The organism is Candidatus Laterigemmans baculatus, from assembly GCF_010367455.1.
Lineage (GTDB): Bacteria > Planctomycetota > Planctomycetia > Pirellulales > Pirellulaceae > Laterigemmans > Laterigemmans baculatus.
Genome location: NZ_WRPR01000072.1, coordinates 42134 through 60640 on the forward strand (window position 1 = coordinate 42134; position 18507 = coordinate 60640).

General features: G+C 63.9%; 15 protein-coding genes. 6 read left to right on the forward strand and 9 right to left on the reverse strand.

The features are described from left to right. The first annotated feature begins 2 nt into the window (after positions 1-2). Together GNK13_RS14285 and GNK13_RS14290 are read left to right on the forward strand one after the other, a co-directional pair. Complete coding sequence (locus tag GNK13_RS14285) at positions 3-2405, forward strand: ABC transporter substrate-binding protein (protein WP_235935166.1); 2403 nt, start codon at positions 3-5, stop codon at positions 2403-2405. Continuing rightward, complete coding sequence (locus GNK13_RS14290) at positions 2402-4177, forward strand: hypothetical protein (RefSeq protein ID WP_164103229.1); 1776 nt, start codon at positions 2402-2404, stop codon at positions 4175-4177. Before GNK13_RS14285 ends, GNK13_RS14290 begins: the two co-directional genes overlap by 4 nt. 129 nt (positions 4178-4306) lie before the next feature. On the opposite strand, the gene GNK13_RS14295 is transcribed toward GNK13_RS14290, so the two are convergent. The 7 genes from GNK13_RS14295 to GNK13_RS14325 all read right to left on the reverse strand — a co-directional run bounded on the left by GNK13_RS14295 (position 4307) and on the right by GNK13_RS14325 (position 9348). Beyond that, positions 4307-4675, reverse strand: coding sequence for a cold-shock protein (locus tag GNK13_RS14295; RefSeq protein WP_164103230.1), 369 nt, complete (start codon positions 4673-4675; stop codon positions 4307-4309). 1 nt (position 4676) lies between these two features. After that, complete coding sequence (locus tag GNK13_RS14300) at positions 4677-5246, reverse strand: YqgE/AlgH family protein (protein ID WP_164103231.1); 570 nt, start codon at positions 5244-5246, stop codon at positions 4677-4679. A gap of 403 nt (positions 5247-5649) precedes the next feature. Continuing rightward, entirely contained in the window at positions 5650-6132 is a 483-nt protein-coding gene (locus GNK13_RS14305) for an Hsp20/alpha crystallin family protein (RefSeq protein WP_164103232.1), read from the reverse strand. Positions 6133-6189: 57 nt separating this feature from the next. Next, positions 6190-6582, reverse strand: a complete 393-nt coding sequence (locus tag GNK13_RS14310; protein ID WP_235935168.1) for an Hsp20/alpha crystallin family protein — start codon at positions 6580-6582, stop codon at positions 6190-6192. A 41-nt stretch (positions 6583-6623) separates the two neighbouring features. Then, positions 6624-7061, reverse strand: a complete 438-nt coding sequence (locus tag GNK13_RS14315; RefSeq protein WP_164103233.1) for an Hsp20/alpha crystallin family protein — start codon at positions 7059-7061, stop codon at positions 6624-6626. Positions 7062-7245: 184 nt separating this feature from the next. After that, complete coding sequence (locus tag GNK13_RS14320) at positions 7246-8154, reverse strand: DNA integrity scanning protein DisA nucleotide-binding domain protein (RefSeq protein ID WP_164103234.1); 909 nt, start codon at positions 8152-8154, stop codon at positions 7246-7248. Positions 8155-8205: 51 nt separating this feature from the next. Next, on the reverse strand, positions 8206-9348 hold the full coding sequence (locus GNK13_RS14325) for a DHH family phosphoesterase (protein ID WP_164103235.1): 1143 nt from the start codon (positions 9346-9348) through the stop codon (positions 8206-8208). Positions 9349-9678: 330 nt separating this feature from the next. Between GNK13_RS14325 and pdxH the strand changes: the two genes are divergently transcribed. Then, positions 9679-10332, forward strand: coding sequence for a pyridoxamine 5'-phosphate oxidase (gene pdxH, locus GNK13_RS14330; RefSeq protein ID WP_164103236.1), 654 nt, complete (start codon positions 9679-9681; stop codon positions 10330-10332). A gap of 336 nt (positions 10333-10668) precedes the next feature. Then, on the forward strand, positions 10669-12180 hold the full coding sequence (locus tag GNK13_RS14335) for a sialate O-acetylesterase (protein WP_164103237.1): 1512 nt from the start codon (positions 10669-10671) through the stop codon (positions 12178-12180). 121 nt (positions 12181-12301) lie between these two features. Here GNK13_RS14335 and priA read toward each other — a convergent pair whose 3' ends face one another. Then, complete coding sequence (gene priA / locus GNK13_RS14340; RefSeq protein WP_164103255.1) at positions 12302-14665, reverse strand: replication restart helicase PriA; 2364 nt, start codon at positions 14663-14665, stop codon at positions 12302-12304. A gap of 455 nt (positions 14666-15120) precedes the next feature. Here priA and nadD point away from each other — a divergent pair, with 455 nt between their 5' ends. Continuing rightward, positions 15121-15738 (forward strand): nicotinate (nicotinamide) nucleotide adenylyltransferase, encoded by a 618-nt coding sequence (nadD, locus tag GNK13_RS14345; protein ID WP_235935171.1) that lies wholly within the window; start codon positions 15121-15123, stop codon positions 15736-15738. A 43-nt stretch (positions 15739-15781) separates the two neighbouring features. Here nadD and GNK13_RS14350 read toward each other — a convergent pair whose 3' ends face one another. Next, the gene (locus tag GNK13_RS14350; protein ID WP_235935172.1) at positions 15782-16423 is read right to left on the reverse strand and encodes a hypothetical protein; all 642 of its coding nucleotides are present in this window, start codon (positions 16421-16423) and stop codon (positions 15782-15784) included. 364 nt (positions 16424-16787) lie between these two features. Here GNK13_RS14350 and GNK13_RS14355 point away from each other — a divergent pair, with 364 nt between their 5' ends. Next, positions 16788-18452, forward strand: coding sequence for a transglutaminase-like domain-containing protein (locus GNK13_RS14355; protein WP_164103239.1), 1665 nt, complete (start codon positions 16788-16790; stop codon positions 18450-18452). Positions 18453-18507: the final 55 nt, after the last annotated feature.

Here is an 18507-nt window from a genome sequence, read left to right on the forward strand (position 1 = left end):
AGATGAGTTTGTTTCGATCGATGAACCGCGACTGGACCGCCCAACGGCTCGGCTTATCCCAGCTGCTCGGCGTAACCCAGCTGCTCGGCCTCGCTCTGCTGGTCGGCGGTTGCCTGCTCGACAGCCGTTCGGCGTTCGCCCAGATCACCGCGAACTACGCCACCGAAGGGGAACCGGAGCAGGAAGGGATCGAGCTGCTGCAGACCGAGCCGTACGACCTGATTCGGTTTACCGAGAGGTCCGGAGGCGGCTGGGCGAAGGTAATGCCGATCGACTTCCCCGGGCGCAAAATCCCTCGAGACCCCAAAGGGACTCTGGCGGTCAGCGTGCTCGGCCTGCCTGGCAAAACCTACGAGGCCCAGTGGACCTCCATCGAATCGATCGAGCTCTGGGAGGATCGGCTGCTCAAGGAAGCCGAGCGGCTGATGGCGGCCGGAGAGTTTGGTGCCGCTTATCCGTTCCTGTCGGTGCTGTATCGCGACAATCCGAATCTGCCGAAGGTCGGGGAGCTGCGGAAGGAGTACCTGCTGAAAAACGCCGCGGCGGAATACACCGACGGCGACGCCCGCAAGACGTTGGCGATCCTCGAATCGCTGCGTGCCTTCGCTCCCGAATATCGCACCGACCAAGTCCTCCGCGCGATCAGCCAGATCACCGATCGCTTGATGCAGTCGATGCAGGACGCGGGGCGTTTGCAGGATGCCCAGCAGTTGCTCGCCCGCCTCAAAGAGGACTACCGCCCCGAAGAGGTCGAATCGATTCCGATCTGGGACGCCAAGTTCCTGAAGCTGGCCGAGGAAAAACGCGAGGAGGCGCTCGCCGCCCGCGATGCGAACCGCTGGCGGGAAGCCCGGCGTTTGGCGCTTGACAGCTACCACCTCTATCCGGCGATTCCCGGCGGCCGGGAGCTGGTCCGAGAGATTGAACAGGCCTATCCGCTGGTCAACGTCGGAGTCCTGCAGACCGCGACGGTGCTCGACCCGACCCGGATCGACAACTGGCCCGCCCGCCGCTCCGGCAGCCTGGTGTACCGCGCGCTGTTCGAAATGCGGAACGCCGGCTCCGAGGGGGGCGAGTACGAATTCCTGTTTGGCGACAGCAGCCAATCGCCCGACCGCCTGGAGCTGAATCTGGAGTTCCGCCCGGAACGGCTCGAGGGTCCGCTGTCGGCGATCAGCTCGTTCTCGGTGGCCGACCGGCTCACGTCGCTGGCTCTCCGCGACTCGTCCGACTACCGCCCCGCTTGGGCCGGCGTCGTCGACTCGCTGGCGGTTCCCGGACCGAAGCGGCTCGACATCTTTCTGCGTCGCCCGCACGTCCTCCCGCAGTCGTTGCTGCAGGTCAAAGTCGATGGCAGCTGGGTGGGTCTTCCGGAGAACTCGCCAACCGGCGCCTACCGAGTGGCCGACGAGCAGTACGAAGAAGGCGTCACCCGCTACCTGCTGGCCGAGGACCTTCCCTACGAAGGAGGACGGCCGCGAGAGGTTGCCGAAGTCCAGCAAGACGACGCGGCCGGTGGAGTCGCTTCGCTCCTGCGAGGCGACCTGGATGTGCTCGACCACTTGTTTCCAGCCGATGCGGCGAGACTCCGCGATGCTCCCAACATCCGCGTGGAAAATTACCCGCTGCCCACGGTCCATTTGCTGATCCCGACCTCGGACCATCCGTACTTGAGCGAGCGGACGTTCCGCCGGGCACTCGTCTACGGCATCAACCGCCAAGACATTTTGAAGGGCGAGCTGCTCGGCAACACGTCGCTTCCTGGTTGCCGGGTGATCTCCGGGCCATTCCCGGCTGGAGTCACGCCGGATGATCCGCTGGCGTATGCCTACGACGAATCGATCGCCGCCCGCACCTACCAGCCGCGGCTGGCCAAGCTGCTCTCGACGATGACCGAGCAACGCCTGAAGGGGGAAGCGGATCGAGCCAAAACCACCCCGCCCGAGCTGACGCCGCTGCGGATCGCCCACCCGCAAGACGACCTGGCGCGGATCGCCTGCCAAGCGATCAAACAGCAGCTGACGATGCTGGAAATCCCGGTCGAGTTGGTCGAATTGCCGACCGGCGTGTCGCAGCCCGAGGCGGGGACCGCTGACCTGGTCTACATGACGGTCGCGCTGTGGGAGCCGATCACCGACGCCCGCCGCGTCCTCGGTCCGGAGGGGCTGGCCCATAGCCAAGACCAGTTGATCGGGCTCGGGCTGCGGCGGCTCGAATCGGCTCGCAATTGGCGAGAGGTTCGCGAGCGGCTGTTCGATCTGCACAGCATCGTGCATCACGAGTTGCCGGTGATCCCGCTGTGGCAATTGGTGGACTCCTACGCCTACCGCAGCGAGCTCTCGGGAGTCGGAACGAATATCGTGTCGCTGTACCAGAACGTCGATCGCTGGAGGTTGGCGCGATGAACCGCACTCTTTGGATCCTGTCCGTTCTCTGCTTCCTGCTGCTCACGCCTCGCTCGAGCCGCGCCGATGAGCAGCCCGAGTTGCCTTGGGATTACGATCCCTACCGGGTGATGATCTGGATCGCCGGCGCCGACACCGCGCGCGTCGAGGAACACTTGCGGGAGCCGCTGCTGGAGTTTCTCGATCGCGATTTTGCCGCTCTGTGGCGGACTGACGTGGCGGCCGCACCGCGTGGTTTGACCGCCATGGCCCGCCGCGATCTGACTTCGATCACCTACGACTCTCTGACGGCGAACGATCCGGTGATCGCCCTCAAACGCGATCACGAGAACGCCGCCCGAATTCGCTTTCCGAGCGATCTGGCGGAAAAGGTCCAGCGAATCCGCGTCGCCGCCGAGCACGCCGCCGAAGTGGCCGAGCGAGGCAAAGCAGCGAGCAACCCCACGCTGCACGGGGCGGTCGCTCGGTTCGAAGCGGTCGAGGGCGATCTGCTGACGGTCCAGTCGCTGTGGTCCGAGGAAGCGACCGAGGCTGTCCTGTTGCCGCGAGGGATGGCGATCGGCTTGGAACCCGAACCCAAGCTGATCGAACTGGAGGTCGAGGGACGCGTCGGAGCGATGCTGGAGAACTACGACAAGTTCTTCTTCGTCTCGCTCGAAGACCGTGGCATGGGAGCCGATGTCGCGGCTCGCGAACTCGATTGCCTGATGCGTTATCCGGGGCCCGAGATTCGCGAAATCGCCGGCGACGCGGAGGAGATCCCCGCAGCGATCGCTCGCGCGGTTTCGAACGCCTTTGCCCCCATGGTGCGAGTCGAAGATGTCGGCAGCCGGGAGGGTCAGGGACGCGTGCGGGCCGGGAGCCTGATCACCGCCAAGAACTCTCCTGCCGCGATCACCGTCGGCGACTATCTGCAGCCGATGATCCGCAAGAACGACCGCATGGGCGAGCCGATGTTCCTGCAGGTCATCGATTGGACCTACCTGGCCGTCACCGAGCAGAGCGACTCGAAGGTCTCGATGCAGATCCACTCCGGGCGGGCCGGAGCGCTGGCCGGTCGTCGCAACAGCCGCACCGAACGGATCGCTCTGAAAGTCCGCACCACGCGTCCTGCCACGACGCTCCGGCTGCATGCCAAGGGTGATCCCGAGTCGCCGCTCGTTGGCTACGACGTGTATGAACGCGACCTGGAGTCCGACGAGATGCGGCTGATCGGCCACACCGACTGGGACGGTCGATTGCGGGTCGAGAAAGCCGACTCTCCGATGCGGTTGCTGTACGTCAAAAACGGGGGAGCCGTCCTGGCTCGCCTGCCGCTGGTCCCGGGGCTGACCGAAATGGAGACCGCGGATCTGGTCGGAGACGACATTCGCCTCCAGGCCGAAGCCTACATCCGAGGCGTCCAGAACGCGATCATCGACTTGGTCGCGATCCGCAGCCTGCTCGCCGCCCGCATCCGCTTGCGGCTGGAGAATGGCGAAATCGACGAAGCGACCGAATTACTCGAGGCGCTCCGCCAAGAGCCGAGCTACGAAAAGATCGCCAACGACATGGCGGTCGCCCAAACCGTGATCAAGTCGAGCAACCGCAGCGAGCAGCGGAAGATCGACACGATGTTCGGCGAGACGCGGACGCTGCTGGTCAAGCACATCAGCCCCTCGCTGATCCGCACGCTCGAAACCGAAGTGGCGGCAGCCAAAAAGAAGCCCCCTAAGGACGAGCCAGCCCCCAAAGCCGAGCCGGCTCCCAAGGACGAGGCGGAGGAAGCATAGTCGCCTTTCGCTCCGCGAAAGTAGCGCGGAATCGCTACTTTCGCGGAGCGAAAGGCGACTAAGGGTCTCCTATTCGCGGGTCAAACCCATCGCACCCTCCCGGCGGGAGGGTGATCTCTTATCGCCCGTTCACTCGGGCTTGCGTCGCCAGGCGGGTTTCTTTTGCCGCGCCTTCGGATGGTGCTGGACCTGCAAGTGGGGGGCGCTTTTGGCGAGCAGCTTGGCTCCCTCGGGGCGACTGGTGCCGCGGACGACGAGGGCCCGCAGCTTGCCTTCGGCGCGCCGATAGAGCTCGTCGATCTCGAACTCGACGAACTGCCCTTTGCGTGGCGTCGCGTCGCGAGGTCCGGCAGGCTCCCACTTGGTCACGTGAAAGAAGACGTCCTCGCGGTAGTCCTCCGCTTCGATGAAGCCGTACTTGCCGCTTTCGTCGATGTGCCGGATCCGTCCCAGCCGACGACGCTGGAGGATAAAGGGCTCAGTGTTCTTTTCGGTCATATCAGTTCAGGTGAGGGTCGCACTCAGTATCGTCGACTCCGACCCAAGACGCTAGGGAATGACCGACTCCGCTGCGAACCAGATGGGGCCACATCGATTCATCCGCCTCAAAGACGCGATCGGCGGTGGCCGGCAGCAGGTACCAAGCCCCGGCAGCAATCTCCTTTTCCAATTGCCCGCTCTGCCACGCAGCGTGCCCGATGATCAACCGCATCGGACCGTCGGCGGTGTGCGAGACGAGTTCCTGCAGATGCTCCTTTTGAGCCGCGACATAGACGCCCGAGCCGGTCTCGGCTTCCGCCAATTTCTGCTGGGCGTGCAACGCGACGACGGGCCCCGCCATCGGCCCCCCAAAATGGATACTGCGGTTATTCGGCCGCGGAATCCGCGATTCGCCCGCATCGAGCAGCTTCCAGAGCTCTTCCGGGCCCGGCTGCAAGGGCCGGTTGAGCAAGACGCCAATCGCCCCATCTTCATCGTGATGCATGACCAAACAGACCGATCGACCGAACAAGGGGTCGACCATGCTGGGCGACGCAACGAGCAATTTCCCCGTGAAGGAATCGGACATGGGAAGGTTTGCCATCAAAACCTAAAGGTAAGAGGGAAAGCACTGCCAAACTGACAGACCAAACCAATCAGTCCCTAGGAAAATCGCAAGTTGCGGACCAATGGTTGCGGCCGAGGGGACGCCACAGACGAAAAACTTTTCCCCGTCGCACCCAAATCCGCACGATTGCGCAAACCGCCAAAACCGGGCCCCGGAAAGTCCGAGCAGGTCACAGTTAAATCAGCTAAATCAGCCGCCACGCGATAGCCCGAATTATTCATCAGCCGCCGGGCGCTAGCCCCCGGTTCCCGAAAACGCCGTGACAACCGGACGCTAGCGCGTTGCGGCTGATGAACAATTCGCGCTGGCGCCGTCGGCTCAGGGTTTTTCGACCGAGCCTGACGTACCCCGCGCGCGTGCTCTTCTACTCGGCCTTCACCGAAATCCGTTTCGCTTGGCTGCTCTCGGACTTCGGGAGCCGCAGTTCGAGCACGCCATTGTGGTAGCGCGCATCGATCTCTTCCTCCCGCACGTTCTGCGGCAGCGTGAACGACTCGTAGAAACGACCGTACCGGCGGTAACCGTTATCTCCCTCTTTTTGCTCTTCGCGATGCTCCGCCGTCATCGTGAGCACGTTGCCGGCGAGCTTGACGTCGATTTCATCGGGTTCGAACCCCGGCAGTTCCGCCCGCACGAGGTACTCGTTCTCCTGATCGTCCCACTCGACCTGGCCGCCGATCAACGACTGATCACCGGGGAAGCCGAGACCGGTCGCTCCTTCTTCGAGGAAGCGATCCCAGAGCTCATCGAAATCGCGGCGAAAGCGAGCCAGGGGATGGCTCTCTTCCTGCCGCCGCTTGAGCCCGCCCTGCTGTTGTTGCCGGTGCGGGAGTAATTTCTCGAACATGGTTCATTACCTCCTGAACAGTTCCACAAAAGGACACCTTCCCCCCTCGGCGAGCCGTTATTCGGCTCGCACCTCAATCCGCCTCGGTCTGGCTTTCTCCGATTTCGGCAAATGGATCGTCAGCACACCGTGACGCATTTCGGCACAGATTTTCTCGACGTCGATCGACTCGCCAACGGCAAAGGTGCGGTGGTAATCTCCCACTCCATATTCCCGATAGAGAAAACTCACATTCTGCTGCCGCGGAGCCACCTTTCCATGGATCGACAACTCGCCATTTTCAAAACGAATGTCGATATCCTCTGGACCGACGCCTGGCATATCTCCGTAGAGCACCAATCCCTCGTCCATTTCTTGGATATCGAACTGGGGCATGTACGTCGCTTGGCGAGTCGCTTCGCGCTGCGGCTTGTCTCCTCCCACTTGGGCTCGGGTCATCGCTGTAGTCATCGCAAAATCCTCCTATATATTTTTTTAACCGAAAGTAGACTTTACTCCGCTTTCACCGTGATCCGCCGCGGCTTCACCTCGGGACTCTTCGGCAAGGTTAAAGTCAGCACACCATGGCGAAATTCGGCGGAAACGTGTTCGCTGTCGACTCGGCAGGGGAGCTCAAGCATTCGGCTGTAGCTGCCTTCCTCGCGTTCTTGGCGATGCCACGTTCCCTGCGGAGTTTCGGGACGTTTCCGCTGCCCTTTAAGGCTTAGCTGATTGCCTCCCGTGACATAGATCTCGAGATCCTCGGGGCCGACGCCTGGCAACTCCGCTTCTAAGAACAAGTTGTCGTCGTCTTCCCAAAGGTTCATGGGGGGATAGGCCGGGGCCGCCAGCGGCGATGAACGCCGATCTCCATAGCGACCAAAGACGCGGTCCATTTCATTCCGCAGCCGATTCACTTCCGCCAACGGCTCCCATCGCATCGATGCCATCGCAGTCGCTCCTTAGGATCAAGGTACGGAAACCAATTGTGAGATTTTGTACGTGTGGTGCCCCACTCCTGGGTGTCACTGCAAAATTGACAGCCCGAAGGACGCTAAAGGAGAAAATAGCAAGCAGCGCGCCACTCGCTTACGAGCACCCCATCATGGTGGTTAGATTGTCAACCGCAACTGCTCAGAACTCCCGCCGTCGCGGATTCCTGGGCTTTTCGATTTCGGTGACGATTTGTCCATGGCGAAAGATCGTCACCGTACCGGTCGACTCGCTGACGGTGATCGCGATCGCATTGGTCACCGAGGTGATTGCGGCGGCGGCGTGGTGGCGGGCGCCGAGCCCGTGGGGCAGGATGCACTCGACCTGCTGGGGCCCGGTTTTGAGGAGGCTGCCGCAGGTGACGATGACGCCGTCTCCTTCGATGATGAACGCTCCGTCGATGGCCGACAGTTCCTTAGTCGTCTCCTCCAGGTTGGGGTCGAGCAGATTCCGCTCTTCGGCGGGATAACCGCGGAACGGATTGATGATCATCTGCTTGGAGAGCCGGATGACGTTGGGCGTGTCGCCGACGACGAACAAGGCGCCGACCGGCTTGCCTTCCCGCCCTTCGCTGCCGAGCTCCGCCGCGATGTCGATCACCCGCTCGATAACCTGCGGCATCACGTCGGCCGGCAGCCGCTCGTCACCATGGGTGCTGAGGCCTTCCATTCCCCATCCGACTTCGGCCACGACGATCGTGTCGAGCCGGCCGCTGTCGGAAGCTCCGGTCACACAGATGACCGTGTCGCCGCGGCGGACGACGCCGTGCGACCAGGTGAGAAACACACCCATCTTCACCAGCCCGATGCGTGTGAGATTGACGTTCGGGATCCGAATAATCCGCGCCGGGTCGAGGGCTCCGGCCGGGCTTCCCGCCCGACAGATGTAGTAAGCCTTGCTGGCCAACTCCGGGGGCAAAGGAAGCGGCTCGCAACCGAGCGCATCGGAATAGATAAAGACGGCTTGACCGCCACAAGCCTCGAAGATTGCCGAGAGGTATTGAACCAGAGCCGTGGTGATTCGCTTGGAGGTCGTTTGGCGGTCTTCCATACATCCCTCGGGAAGAGCCTTGCTCCTCCGGGCTGCATCTTCGGGCCGCTCCTAGACGAGATTCCCGATGATGGCGTTTCGATCGATTAGCCGCTGCTCGCCGTCCTCGCCGCTGACCCCGCAGGCCCGCAGCCACCGCCTCCGCAGCTGGTCCTGGATGGCGGTTGGCACGCGATGGCCGGCGGCAGTGGCTGCCAATTTGCCGCCGGCTCGATGCAGATGACCTCCCCCGTGGCCGAGGCCGCGGATCGTCTCCTGCAGCAGCAGCGTCGCGTTTCCAGCGTCGCGGGCCGTTCGTGCCGAGAGGAGTACGTCGGCGTTGAACACGGCCCCGCACAGCACTCGTTGAATTCCCTCGCAACGGATCAGCAAATCGCCCAACTCGCCAACCGTTTCGGGCCCTTCGGCGTGGGGCAGCATGCAGAACGCCGCATCGCCATAGACGAACGTGTTCTGTAAGCCCAGGACAAGGTCGCTGAAGTAGCCGCGCGTCAGCGGGGCCTCCTCGATCTCGGCCAGCACGCTAGGGTCCCCCAGCCGCGTCAACCAGGGAAGGACCGCCCGATCGATGCGTGAATACCCCCACTCGCTGCCCCGAGTCTCGGTGCGAATCGCATACAGCAGCGCCGTCGCCAAATCGCTTGGCGGCTCCAAACCCTGTTCGCGCAGGTACGTAGCCGCAATCGTGGCAGACGCCGCCACGTGCGGACGGACGTCGAAGAACACTCGCGGCGGCTGGCCCTGCTCACCTCGATGGCCCTGCTCACCCCGGCGGCCCTTCGTCCGCCGCGAGCGATGGGCGGGGGGGTGCCCCTCCAGGGGCGCGTGGTGGTCGATCACCGCCACTGGCCGAATCGCGGCACTGCCGAGCAGGTGGTTCGTCGCTTCGAGACCACAATCGACGAGAATCGCCGCAGTTCGCTCGTCGGTACGCAGCTCGTCGAGCAACTCGATCGGCGGGCTCAGCAGCTTCACCATCTGGCGGTTCTCGGCCCGCACGATCGCCCCGCCACCGATCAGCCGCACTGGTTTGTTGGTGCGGTTCTCGAGCAGGTACTTGATCGCCCAGCCGCTTGCAATCGCATCGGGATCAGGGTTGTCGTGCATCACCACGACGGCGCCGCAAAACGGTTCGAGGACCGTCAACAGTTTCGCCGAGCGTTTGGTCTTCGCACCCATCGTTGCTGCGATCATGTGTTGTCCTCCTCGTCCCCCTTGGCAAGCTTCGATGCTTTGCCCCCTAAAGTGGCAAAGCATGTGCCACCGCTCCCCCGGAAACGTCTACGATTAGGCGACGCGAGGCTGTGGCAGAAAATCCTGAGCCGACGGCGCTGGGCTCTGTCAGAAAATCTTGAGCCGACGGCGCTAGCCGCGGGTGCTGCAGCGAAAATTCCGGGCCAGCGAGGCCCGAGGCTAGCGCCTACGGCTCAAAAGACTGAAATCACTCGGTTTTCGGACAGAGGCTAGCGCCGACGGCTCAACAGACCTCACAAAATCACGGCAAAACCTTGAGCGACGGGAACGATGGCGCGGAACTACGAAGAGATGCGACGGATCTACATGAGCGGCGGAATCGACGAAGCGGAGGTCGCCGCCGACCCGGCCGAGCAGTTCCATCGCTGGTTCGCCGAAGCGCTCGACTCGTCGCCGGGGGACTGGTTCGAAGCAAACGCGATGACGCTGGCGACCTCCGACTCCTTGGGACGAGTCGCCGCCCGGATCGTGCTGCTCAAAGGCTTTGAGGGCGACTCCCCCCTCTTCTACACCAGCTACGACTCCGACAAGGGCCGGCAGCTGGCCGAGAACCCCGCGGCGGCAGTCTGTTTTTACTGGTCCCATCTGGAACGCCAGATCCGCATCGAGGGGCGCGTCGAAAAGGTCGATCCGGAACTCAGCGATCGCTACTTCCAAAGCCGCCCGCGAGGCAGCCAGCTCGGTGCCCTGGCGAGCCAGCAATCGGCGGTCGTCGCCAGCCGTCAGGTGCTCGAGGACCGCGTCGCCGAACTGGATGCCCTGTACCAAGGGCAAGAGGTTCCGCGGCCGGAGAGCTGGGGCGGCTATCGACTCCTGACCCACCGCTACGAATTCTGGCAAGGCCGCCCAGACCGAGTTCACGATCGGATCGTGTACCTCCGCGAAGACGCCGGCGGCTGGCAGCGGAAGCGGCTCTCCCCCTAGCTCTCGCGGCCATAGTCGCCTTTCACTCCGCGAAAGTTGCAGTGCATAGTCGCCTTTCGCTCCGCGAAAGTTGCGGTGCATAGTCGCCTTTCGCTCCGCGAAAGTTGCGGGCCTGCGCTACTTTCGCGGAGCGAAAGGCGACTATGGGAGCGTCCGGTTCTCACGGCATTTTCGAGAACCGGGGGCTAGCGCCCGGCGGCTGATGAATAATCCGGTCGAGCGAGTGGCGGCTGGTAATCGGAGGGGCACGCCCGAACCAGCGATGAGCGACAACGGTGCTCCGGAACCCGGTACACTGTCGCCTTTCGTTTCCTGCCCCCCTGGGAGAGCTTCACGATGCTTCAGCGTTTCCGGCACATCGCGGCCGCCGTCCTGATCACCTCGCTCCTGGCCGCACCGGCCAGCGCCGACGTGCAACTGCCAAATGTGTTCAGCAGTTCGATGGTCTTGCAGCAGAAGCAACAGAACAAAGTCTGGGGCAAAGCGGAGCCAGGTGAGGCGGTCACTGTCACGATCGATTCCCAGACCCATCAAGCGAAAGCCGACGACCAAGGTCGCTGGCACGTGATGCTCGAACCGCTCAAGGTCGGCGGTCCCTACACGCTCGTCGTGCAAGGCAACAACAAGGTCCAGTTCGACGACGTGCTGGTCGGAGAAGTGTGGGTCTGCTCCGGCCAGTCGAACATGGCCTGGACCGTGGATCGTTCGACCAACCCCGACCTCGAACGGCTGGCGGCCCATTACCCACAGATCCGGATGATCAACTTCCCCCAAGTGGGTTCGCAGGAGCCGATCTGGACGCACGACGTGCAGTGGCAGGTGTGTTCGCCGGAGACGGTCGGAAACTTCTCGGCCGTCGGATACTTTTTCGCCCGCCAGCTCCATGAAACATTGGACGTCCCGGTCGGGATGATCAACAACGCCTGGGGCGGCTCGGCGGCGGAAGCCTGGGTCGATCGCAAGACGCTCGCAGAGGACGGGCGGTTCGACGGGCTGATGGAACGCTGGAAGTCGATGGAAGATCGTTATGCCGAGCTCTCCGGTCGCGATGATCTGGATGCGAACCAGAAGAAAGAGCTGACGAATCTGATGCGGGCGATGGGAGGCAACCAGCGGCCGGCAAACATCTATAACGGCGTCCTCGAATCTCACCTCGGCTACGGGATCCGCGGCGCCATCTGGTACCAGGGCGAATCGAACGCCGGTCGGGCTTACCAGTACCGCGACCTCTTCCCGCTGATGATCTCCCGGTGGCGGGAGGAATGGGGCCAAGGCGACTTCCCGTTCTACTGGGTTCAGCTAGCCGACTTCCGCGCCGAAACGGCCGAGCCGCAGGAAAGCGATTGGGCCGAGCTCCGCGAAGCGCAGACGATGACGATGGACAAGCTGCCCCACACGGGGGAAGCGGTGATCATCGACATTGGTGAAGGCAAGGACATCCACCCCCGCAACAAGTACGACGTCGCGCTGCGGCTGGCTCGCTGGGCCTTGGCGAACCAGTACGGGATCGAGATTCCCTTCCAGAGCCCGCGGTTCAAATCGATGGAGATCGAGGGCTCCAAAGCGATCCTTAGCTTCGATCACGTCGGTCCCGGCTGGCGTCCGTTCGACGTCCCGCAGCCGCGCGGCTTTGCGATCGCCGGCGAAGACCGCAAGTTCGTCTGGGCCGATGCTAAGATTCTCCCCGACGGGCGGATCGAGGTCTCGAGCAGCGAAGTCTCCGAGCCGGTCGCCGTGCGCTACGGCTGGGCCGATAACCCGGTCGTCAACATGTACAGCCAGACCGACCTGCCGCTGACCCCGTTCCGGACCGACGACTGGGACGGAGTCACCAAGGGCAAGCAGTAATTAGTACGTCAGCAGCAGACGGCGGTTTGTGACACAGTCGTTTAACGGCAAGCCGAAGGCGACTGTGTTTTAAAAAGCAGTCGCCTGCGGCTTGCCGTTAAACGATTCGCCTGCCGGGCGGCTACAGCATGTCCATCGGATCGATGTCGATCACGAACTGGATATCGGACTTGGGAGGCGGCTTGAGATCGGCCGCGGCGCGGCGGATCACGCCTCCCAAGACGGCCGCGTCGCCGCACTGCAGTAAGACGTGAAAGCGAAACTTGCCGCGGAGTCGGGAGATGGGCGGCGGAGCGGGACCGAGGATCCGCACGTCGGCTCCCTTGAGCGTCCGGACCGCTTCAAGGCGTTCGACGAGCGATTCGGAAAACGCTTCGGTGGCCCGCTCGTCGGAGCCGCGGATGATGATCCGCGCGACTCGGCCGTGGGGCGGGTAAGAGTACTTCCGTCGCTGCTCGAGTTCCTCCTTGGCGAAGGTTTCGTAGTCGTGTCGCGCGGCCGCTTGGATCGCCGGGTGCTCGGGGGTGTAGGTCTGGACCAGCACGCGGCCGCCGCGGTCGCCGCGCCCGGTGCGACCAGCGACTTGCGTGACTAACTGGAACGTCCGCTCGGCGGCGCGGAAGTCGGGAAAGTGCAAGGCGGTGTCGGCATTGATCACGCCGACAAGCAAGACGTTGGGGAAGTCGAGCCCTTTGGCGATCATCTGCGTGCCCAGCAAAATCTGGAGCTCGCCACGGCGGAAGGCCGAGAGGACCCGCTCGTGGCTCCCCGGCTTCCGCATCGTGTCGCTGTCCATGCGAGCCAGGTGGGCTTCGGGAAAGCGGGCCTTGACCTCGGCTTCGAGCCGCTGGGTGCCGAGCCCTCCATAACGGATCCCGTCGAACTTGCACTCCGGGCACCACGGCGGCGTGGGGATCTGGTAGTCGCAGTAATGGCAGATCGCTTTGCTGCCGTCGCGGTGGTGGGTCAGCGGCATGTCGCAGTCGGGGCAGCCGACGACGTGGCCGCAGGCTGGGCACTGGATCGAGGTCGCGAAGCCGCGGCGGTTGAGCAGCAGGATGACTTGGCCTTGGTCGCGAATCGTCTGCTGGATCGCCTGGTGCAGCGGGCGGCTGATCGATCCGCTGCTCCGCTGGTCCTTCATCCGTAGATCGACGAGCTGGACATCGGGCAGCGGGCGGTTCTCGACCCGGTGCGTCATCTGGACCAGCGTGGCTCGCCCACTCTTAGTCGCGTTCCACGACTCGAGCGAGGGGGTCGCCGAGCCGAGCACCAGCGGAAAGCCGCCGATCGCCGCTCGCCGCCGGGCGACGTCGCGGGCGTGATAGCGGGGGACGGTGTCTTGTTTGAACGAGGCGTCGTGCTCTTCATCGATCACGATCAGCCCCAGGTTCGGCAGCGGGGCGAAGACGGCGCTGCGGGGCCCGACGACCACGTGCACTTCGCCCGCGGTGATCCGCTGCCAGTGGTAATGCCGCTCGGACGGCGACATCTGGCTGTGCAGGACGGCGACCGATTCAAAGCGGTCCTCGAACCGCTGCCGCGTCTGCGGCGTCAGGCTGATCTCCGGGACCAGCACGATCGCTTGCCGGCCGAGCCGCCGAAGGTGTTCGATCGCGCGGATGTAGACCTCGGTCTTGCCGCTGCCGGTGACGCCGTGGATCAGCAGATTGTGAGCCCCGCCCGCGTCGATCGCCGCATTGATCCGCGCCAGCCCCATCCGCTGCTGGTCGGTCAACTCGAGGCGAGGCAGCGCGGCGGCAGGGCGGGGCGGGGCAAGCGCGCCGCCGGTTTCCATCACGCGTTTGACTTCGGCCGTCAAAAAACCTTTCTTCCGCAACCGCCGGATCGGATCCTCGGTGCACTCGGCGAGCGTCGCCAATTGGCTGGTCGTCAGCGGCCGGGCCGCGGCGATCAAATGCCGCAGCGCCGATCGCTGCTTGACCGGCAAGGCGTCGACCACCGCGTCGTCGAGCGCTTGGGGCGTCGGTTTGACGAAGGTCCGCTCGCGAGTTCCCGCCCCGCCGCGGACTCCCGCCGGGATCAGCGCATCGAAGACCTGTCCCGGCGGCGCCTGGTAGTAGTGGCTCATCCAGAGCACCAAGTTGACCATCTGCGGACTGCACAGCGGGTCGTCGTCGACGAGCTCGGCGACATCCTTCATCGATCGCGCCGGGCGGAGTCCCGCTCCGACCTCGGTGCACCAGCCGAGGACCGTGCGATTGCTGCGGCCGAGCGGTACGCGGACCCGCATCCCGGGAGCGAGCGAGTCGACCAACCGCGGCGGGACCCGATAGTGAAACGGCCCGTGCGGGGCTTCGGAAAAGACGACTCCCGCAGCCACCGTCGCGTCGTCCGCTTCGATTTCCCACGGCGGCGCATCGCGCTCGAACAACTCTCCCTGCTGGACTTCCTCGCCCGCTCGATCTTCGTTCGCCGCTCGATCTTCGTTCGCCGCTCGGGGATTATTCGGAGAGGGAGCCATGAGCAGCGGGGGCAGCGCAGGAGGAGAAGTCACCACGGGAGCTCCTAGGATAACGTCCGCCGCCGGAATTGCCGAAGCACCCAGTTGCTGGGGAGGAGTCGCTGAAGGAGCTGACATCGCTCTGGTCCTCAGGATCGAATCGCCGAAACCGATCCGCCGCAACGCCGGGGGATCTGCTGAGGATTATCCGCCCGGCGAGTGACACCTTTGGTCAAAGCGGCAAGGAAAAATCGGCAAAAACGCAGCAAGACCGCGCGCGGAAAAATCGTTTAACGGCAAGCCGAAGGCGACGGTGTTTCAAAAAGCAGTCGCCTTCGGCTTGCCGTTAAACGACTGTGTGACTGAACTGCTCGAATGCCCGAGGGGGAGGGTGACGTAATACACCGGCCCAGTGGAGAATGGGCGACGCAGCGAGGGGGAATTGACGCCGAGAGCGGGAGGGGGACTTCGAGACGATGGGGTTGCGGATTGGGATTTTTGGCGGGTCGTTTGATCCGATCCACGTGGGCCATCTGATCTTGGCCGATACATGCCGCGAGCAATTGGAGCTCGACCGCGTGCTGCTGGTCCCCACGGCCACGTCGCCGCTGAAGCTCTCGGGGCCGCGAGCCAGCGACGCGGCGCGGAGCGAGATGGTTCGCTTGGCGATCGCCGGAACCGAGACGCTCGAGCTCGAGACGCTGGAGATTGAGCGGGGCGGGGTCAGCTACACGATCGAGACGGTCGCCGCCCTCGAGCAGCGGTGGCCGGGCGATGAGCTGGTGTTATTGATGGGAGCCGACGCGATCGCCACGCTTGAGCTGTGGCACCAACCGGCGGAACTTCTGCGGCGCGTTCCGCTGGGCGTGGTCCTCCGCGGTGGCGAACCGGCCCCCGATTTCGCCCGTGCCGCCGAGCTGCTCGACGAGCCCGAGCGGGCGGGCTTCAGCCCGCGGCTGGTTCCGATGCCCGAGATCCGCCTGAGCAGCACCGAACTGCGGCAGCGGATCGCCGCCGGCCGCAGCATCCGCTTCCGGACCCCGCGGGCGGTCGAAGAGTACATCGCCGCCAACGGGCTCTACCGCGGCGGATAACGCCGTACGGAGTACTCAGTACTCAGGACTCAGGACTCAGGACTCAGTACTCCACATCCATCCCCAAGCGGGAGCGGAGGACGTCGAATTCGCGGGCGAACCGTTCGCTGCTACTGTGAACGTGTTCGGCTTCGGTGATGAAGCGGATATCGGGCGAGGGATAGACGTCGTGCTCGATCAGCCGGGCTTCGAATTCTTGCAGCGGTTCGCCGTAGGCAATCAGCAGCTTGTGTTCGTCGAGCTGAACTTCCTGACGGCGGCGCGGATTGACGATCGCGATTCCGCAGCAGCCATCGTTGAGCAGCAGATCTTCGAAGTCGACCAGCACGCTCTGGAGCACTGGCATGTCGATGTGCTCGCGGTAGTAATCGCGATGACCGTGACCTCCTTGATGGCTACTTTCGAGCACCACGTCGACCACGGGGCCGAGCGTCTCCATCAGATCCATCAATACGTCGAGCAGAAAGTCGCGGCTGGCCGCGGCCATCACGACCGGGATCCGATCGCCACTCGCTTCGTCGCAGTACTCGTCGTGACGGAATCCTTGCCGCGGTACCACCTGCAGGTCGTAGGAGGGGCGAACCGCTTCGGTCAGCTCGAACGAGCCGTACCGATCGATGCCCATGTGTGCCTGCAACTCTTCGTCGCTGAGCTGATCGAAGCTGTTCGCAGTACCCAAACGCATGGACCCTTCTGGTCCAGTGCTACGGAGGATCCGTTTGAGAAAACCCATGTTTGCTCTCGGTCGGTTTCAAATCATCTCGGCTCCGCTCGCCCACTTTGCAGAGGGGGGGCGGCCGATTGCGGGGACACGCCAAGTCGATCGTTTCGATCAACACCCAACGCTAGGTCACAATCGCAAGGGCAGACCGACCGGGAGGAAGAGAACTGGGCCGAGTCGGCGCGGCACCCCCCAGTAAATCCCGCCCGACCGGCACAACACGACCGCCAGCCCCCCGCTGCAGGCGATTCGTACCAACTCGACTGGAGCTTCGGGTATAAAGAATCTGGTCGCGCCTCGTTTCCTCTCCCCGCCTCGCTCGGATGCCATGATTCACCGCTTGGAAGCCCCCACGCCTCAGCCCACTCCAGCGATCGCTCGCCTCGCCGCCGGCTCCTGGTGGCTCTGCGGGCTGCTGCTGCTCGGCCTCGGGTGCGACCGGCCGCCACGGCCCCAAGTTGAGCACGTGGCTCCCGAACGGCCGCGGGTACCCTCTCCGCCGCCAGCCCCGCCGTCGCTCCCCAGCGGGTTGCCGACCAGCGGCAAGCCGCTTGTGTTTGCCCTCGAGGCGCCCTTCGATCTGTGGGATGCGTACTTCCTCAGCGGCGAACAGATCGGTTACAGCCACATCCACGCCGAACCGACAGCCAAGGACGACGAAATCCGCTACCAGGTGACCGAGCGGATGCGGCTTCGCCGAGGCGACTCGATCCTGGACCAGCACCTCCAGCAGACCAGCTACGAAACGCTCGACGGCCGCCTGCTGCGGTTCGAAGCGCTGCTCGACGTCAATGGCGAGCGAACCGAGACGCGGGGCGAAGTCCGAGGCGACGAGCTGGTGATCGAGACCCAGCGGGCAGGGCAAGCCGAACCGCAAGTGCAGGAGCGGCGGATCGAGTGGGAGCGGTCGATCGGTGGGCTGCTGGCCCTGCAGCAATCGCTCAAGGAAAAACCGCTCGCTGCAGGCGAGCAACGGCGAATCCAAGCCCTGGCCCCGATGTTCTACGAGGTCGGCGTGCTCGACGTCCGCGGCGCCGGCCTCACCGCGGTCCCGCTGCTCAGCGCCGAACCGGAACAGCTCTTGGAGGCCGAATCGATCTCCTCGATCGAGGGCAACCCGCTACTGAAAATGCACCTCTGGTTTGACGCTGAGGGAAACGTGCTGAAGTCGTACGCCCCGAGCCTCGGGCTGAGTATTTTCCGCACGGACGAACAGACGGCAAAGCAGTTCGCGACGCCCGAGATCGACTTGATGGTCCAGTCGCGGATCCCGCTCGAGGCGCCGATCGAGCGGCCGCGCGAGCTTCGCGAGACGGTCTTTGCGGTCCAGACTCAAGATCCCCAGCTGGCCTCGCGGTTTCTTCAGGACGCTCCGGGCCAGCGGGTTCGCCAGGCGGAGGGCGAGGTCTTTGAAGTGACCGTGGAGCAGGGGCTCGATCGCCAGTTCGCAGGCTTGCCGCCGAGCGAAGAGGACCGCCGCAGCAATCCGCTGATCGAAAGCACCAATCGCGGTGTCCAGGAACTGGCGGCAATCCCCGAAGCGACCGACGAGGTCGCACTCGCCAAAGAGCTTGCGAGGCTCGTCTACACCACGATCAGCGAAAAGAATCTCGAGAGCGGCTTTTCCTCAGCCGCCGAAGTCGCCGCGAGCCGCCAAGGCGACTGCACCGAACATGCGGTGTTGCTCGCTGCGATGTGCCGGGCCCGCGACATCCCAGCCCGCGTCGCGGCAGGTTTGATGTACGTCGACTCGACCGAGGGCCCCGCGATGGCCTTCCACATGTGGACGCTCGCTCACGTCGATGGCGGCTGGCTGCCGCTCGACGGTACGATGCAAGACGGCCTGGCCGCGGCCGATCGGATCACCCTGGTCAGCGACAATTTGGCGAGCGGCACCGAGTACGCGATGGTCGCTCCGGTGATGCAGAGCCTCGGACAACTGGAGATCCAAGTCCGCTCCACACGGCATGCCGAGACCCCGAGCGAGCAGTAGGCACCGGTCAATAAAATCAGCCGCCACGCGCTAGCGTCCGGTTCTTGCGGCGTTT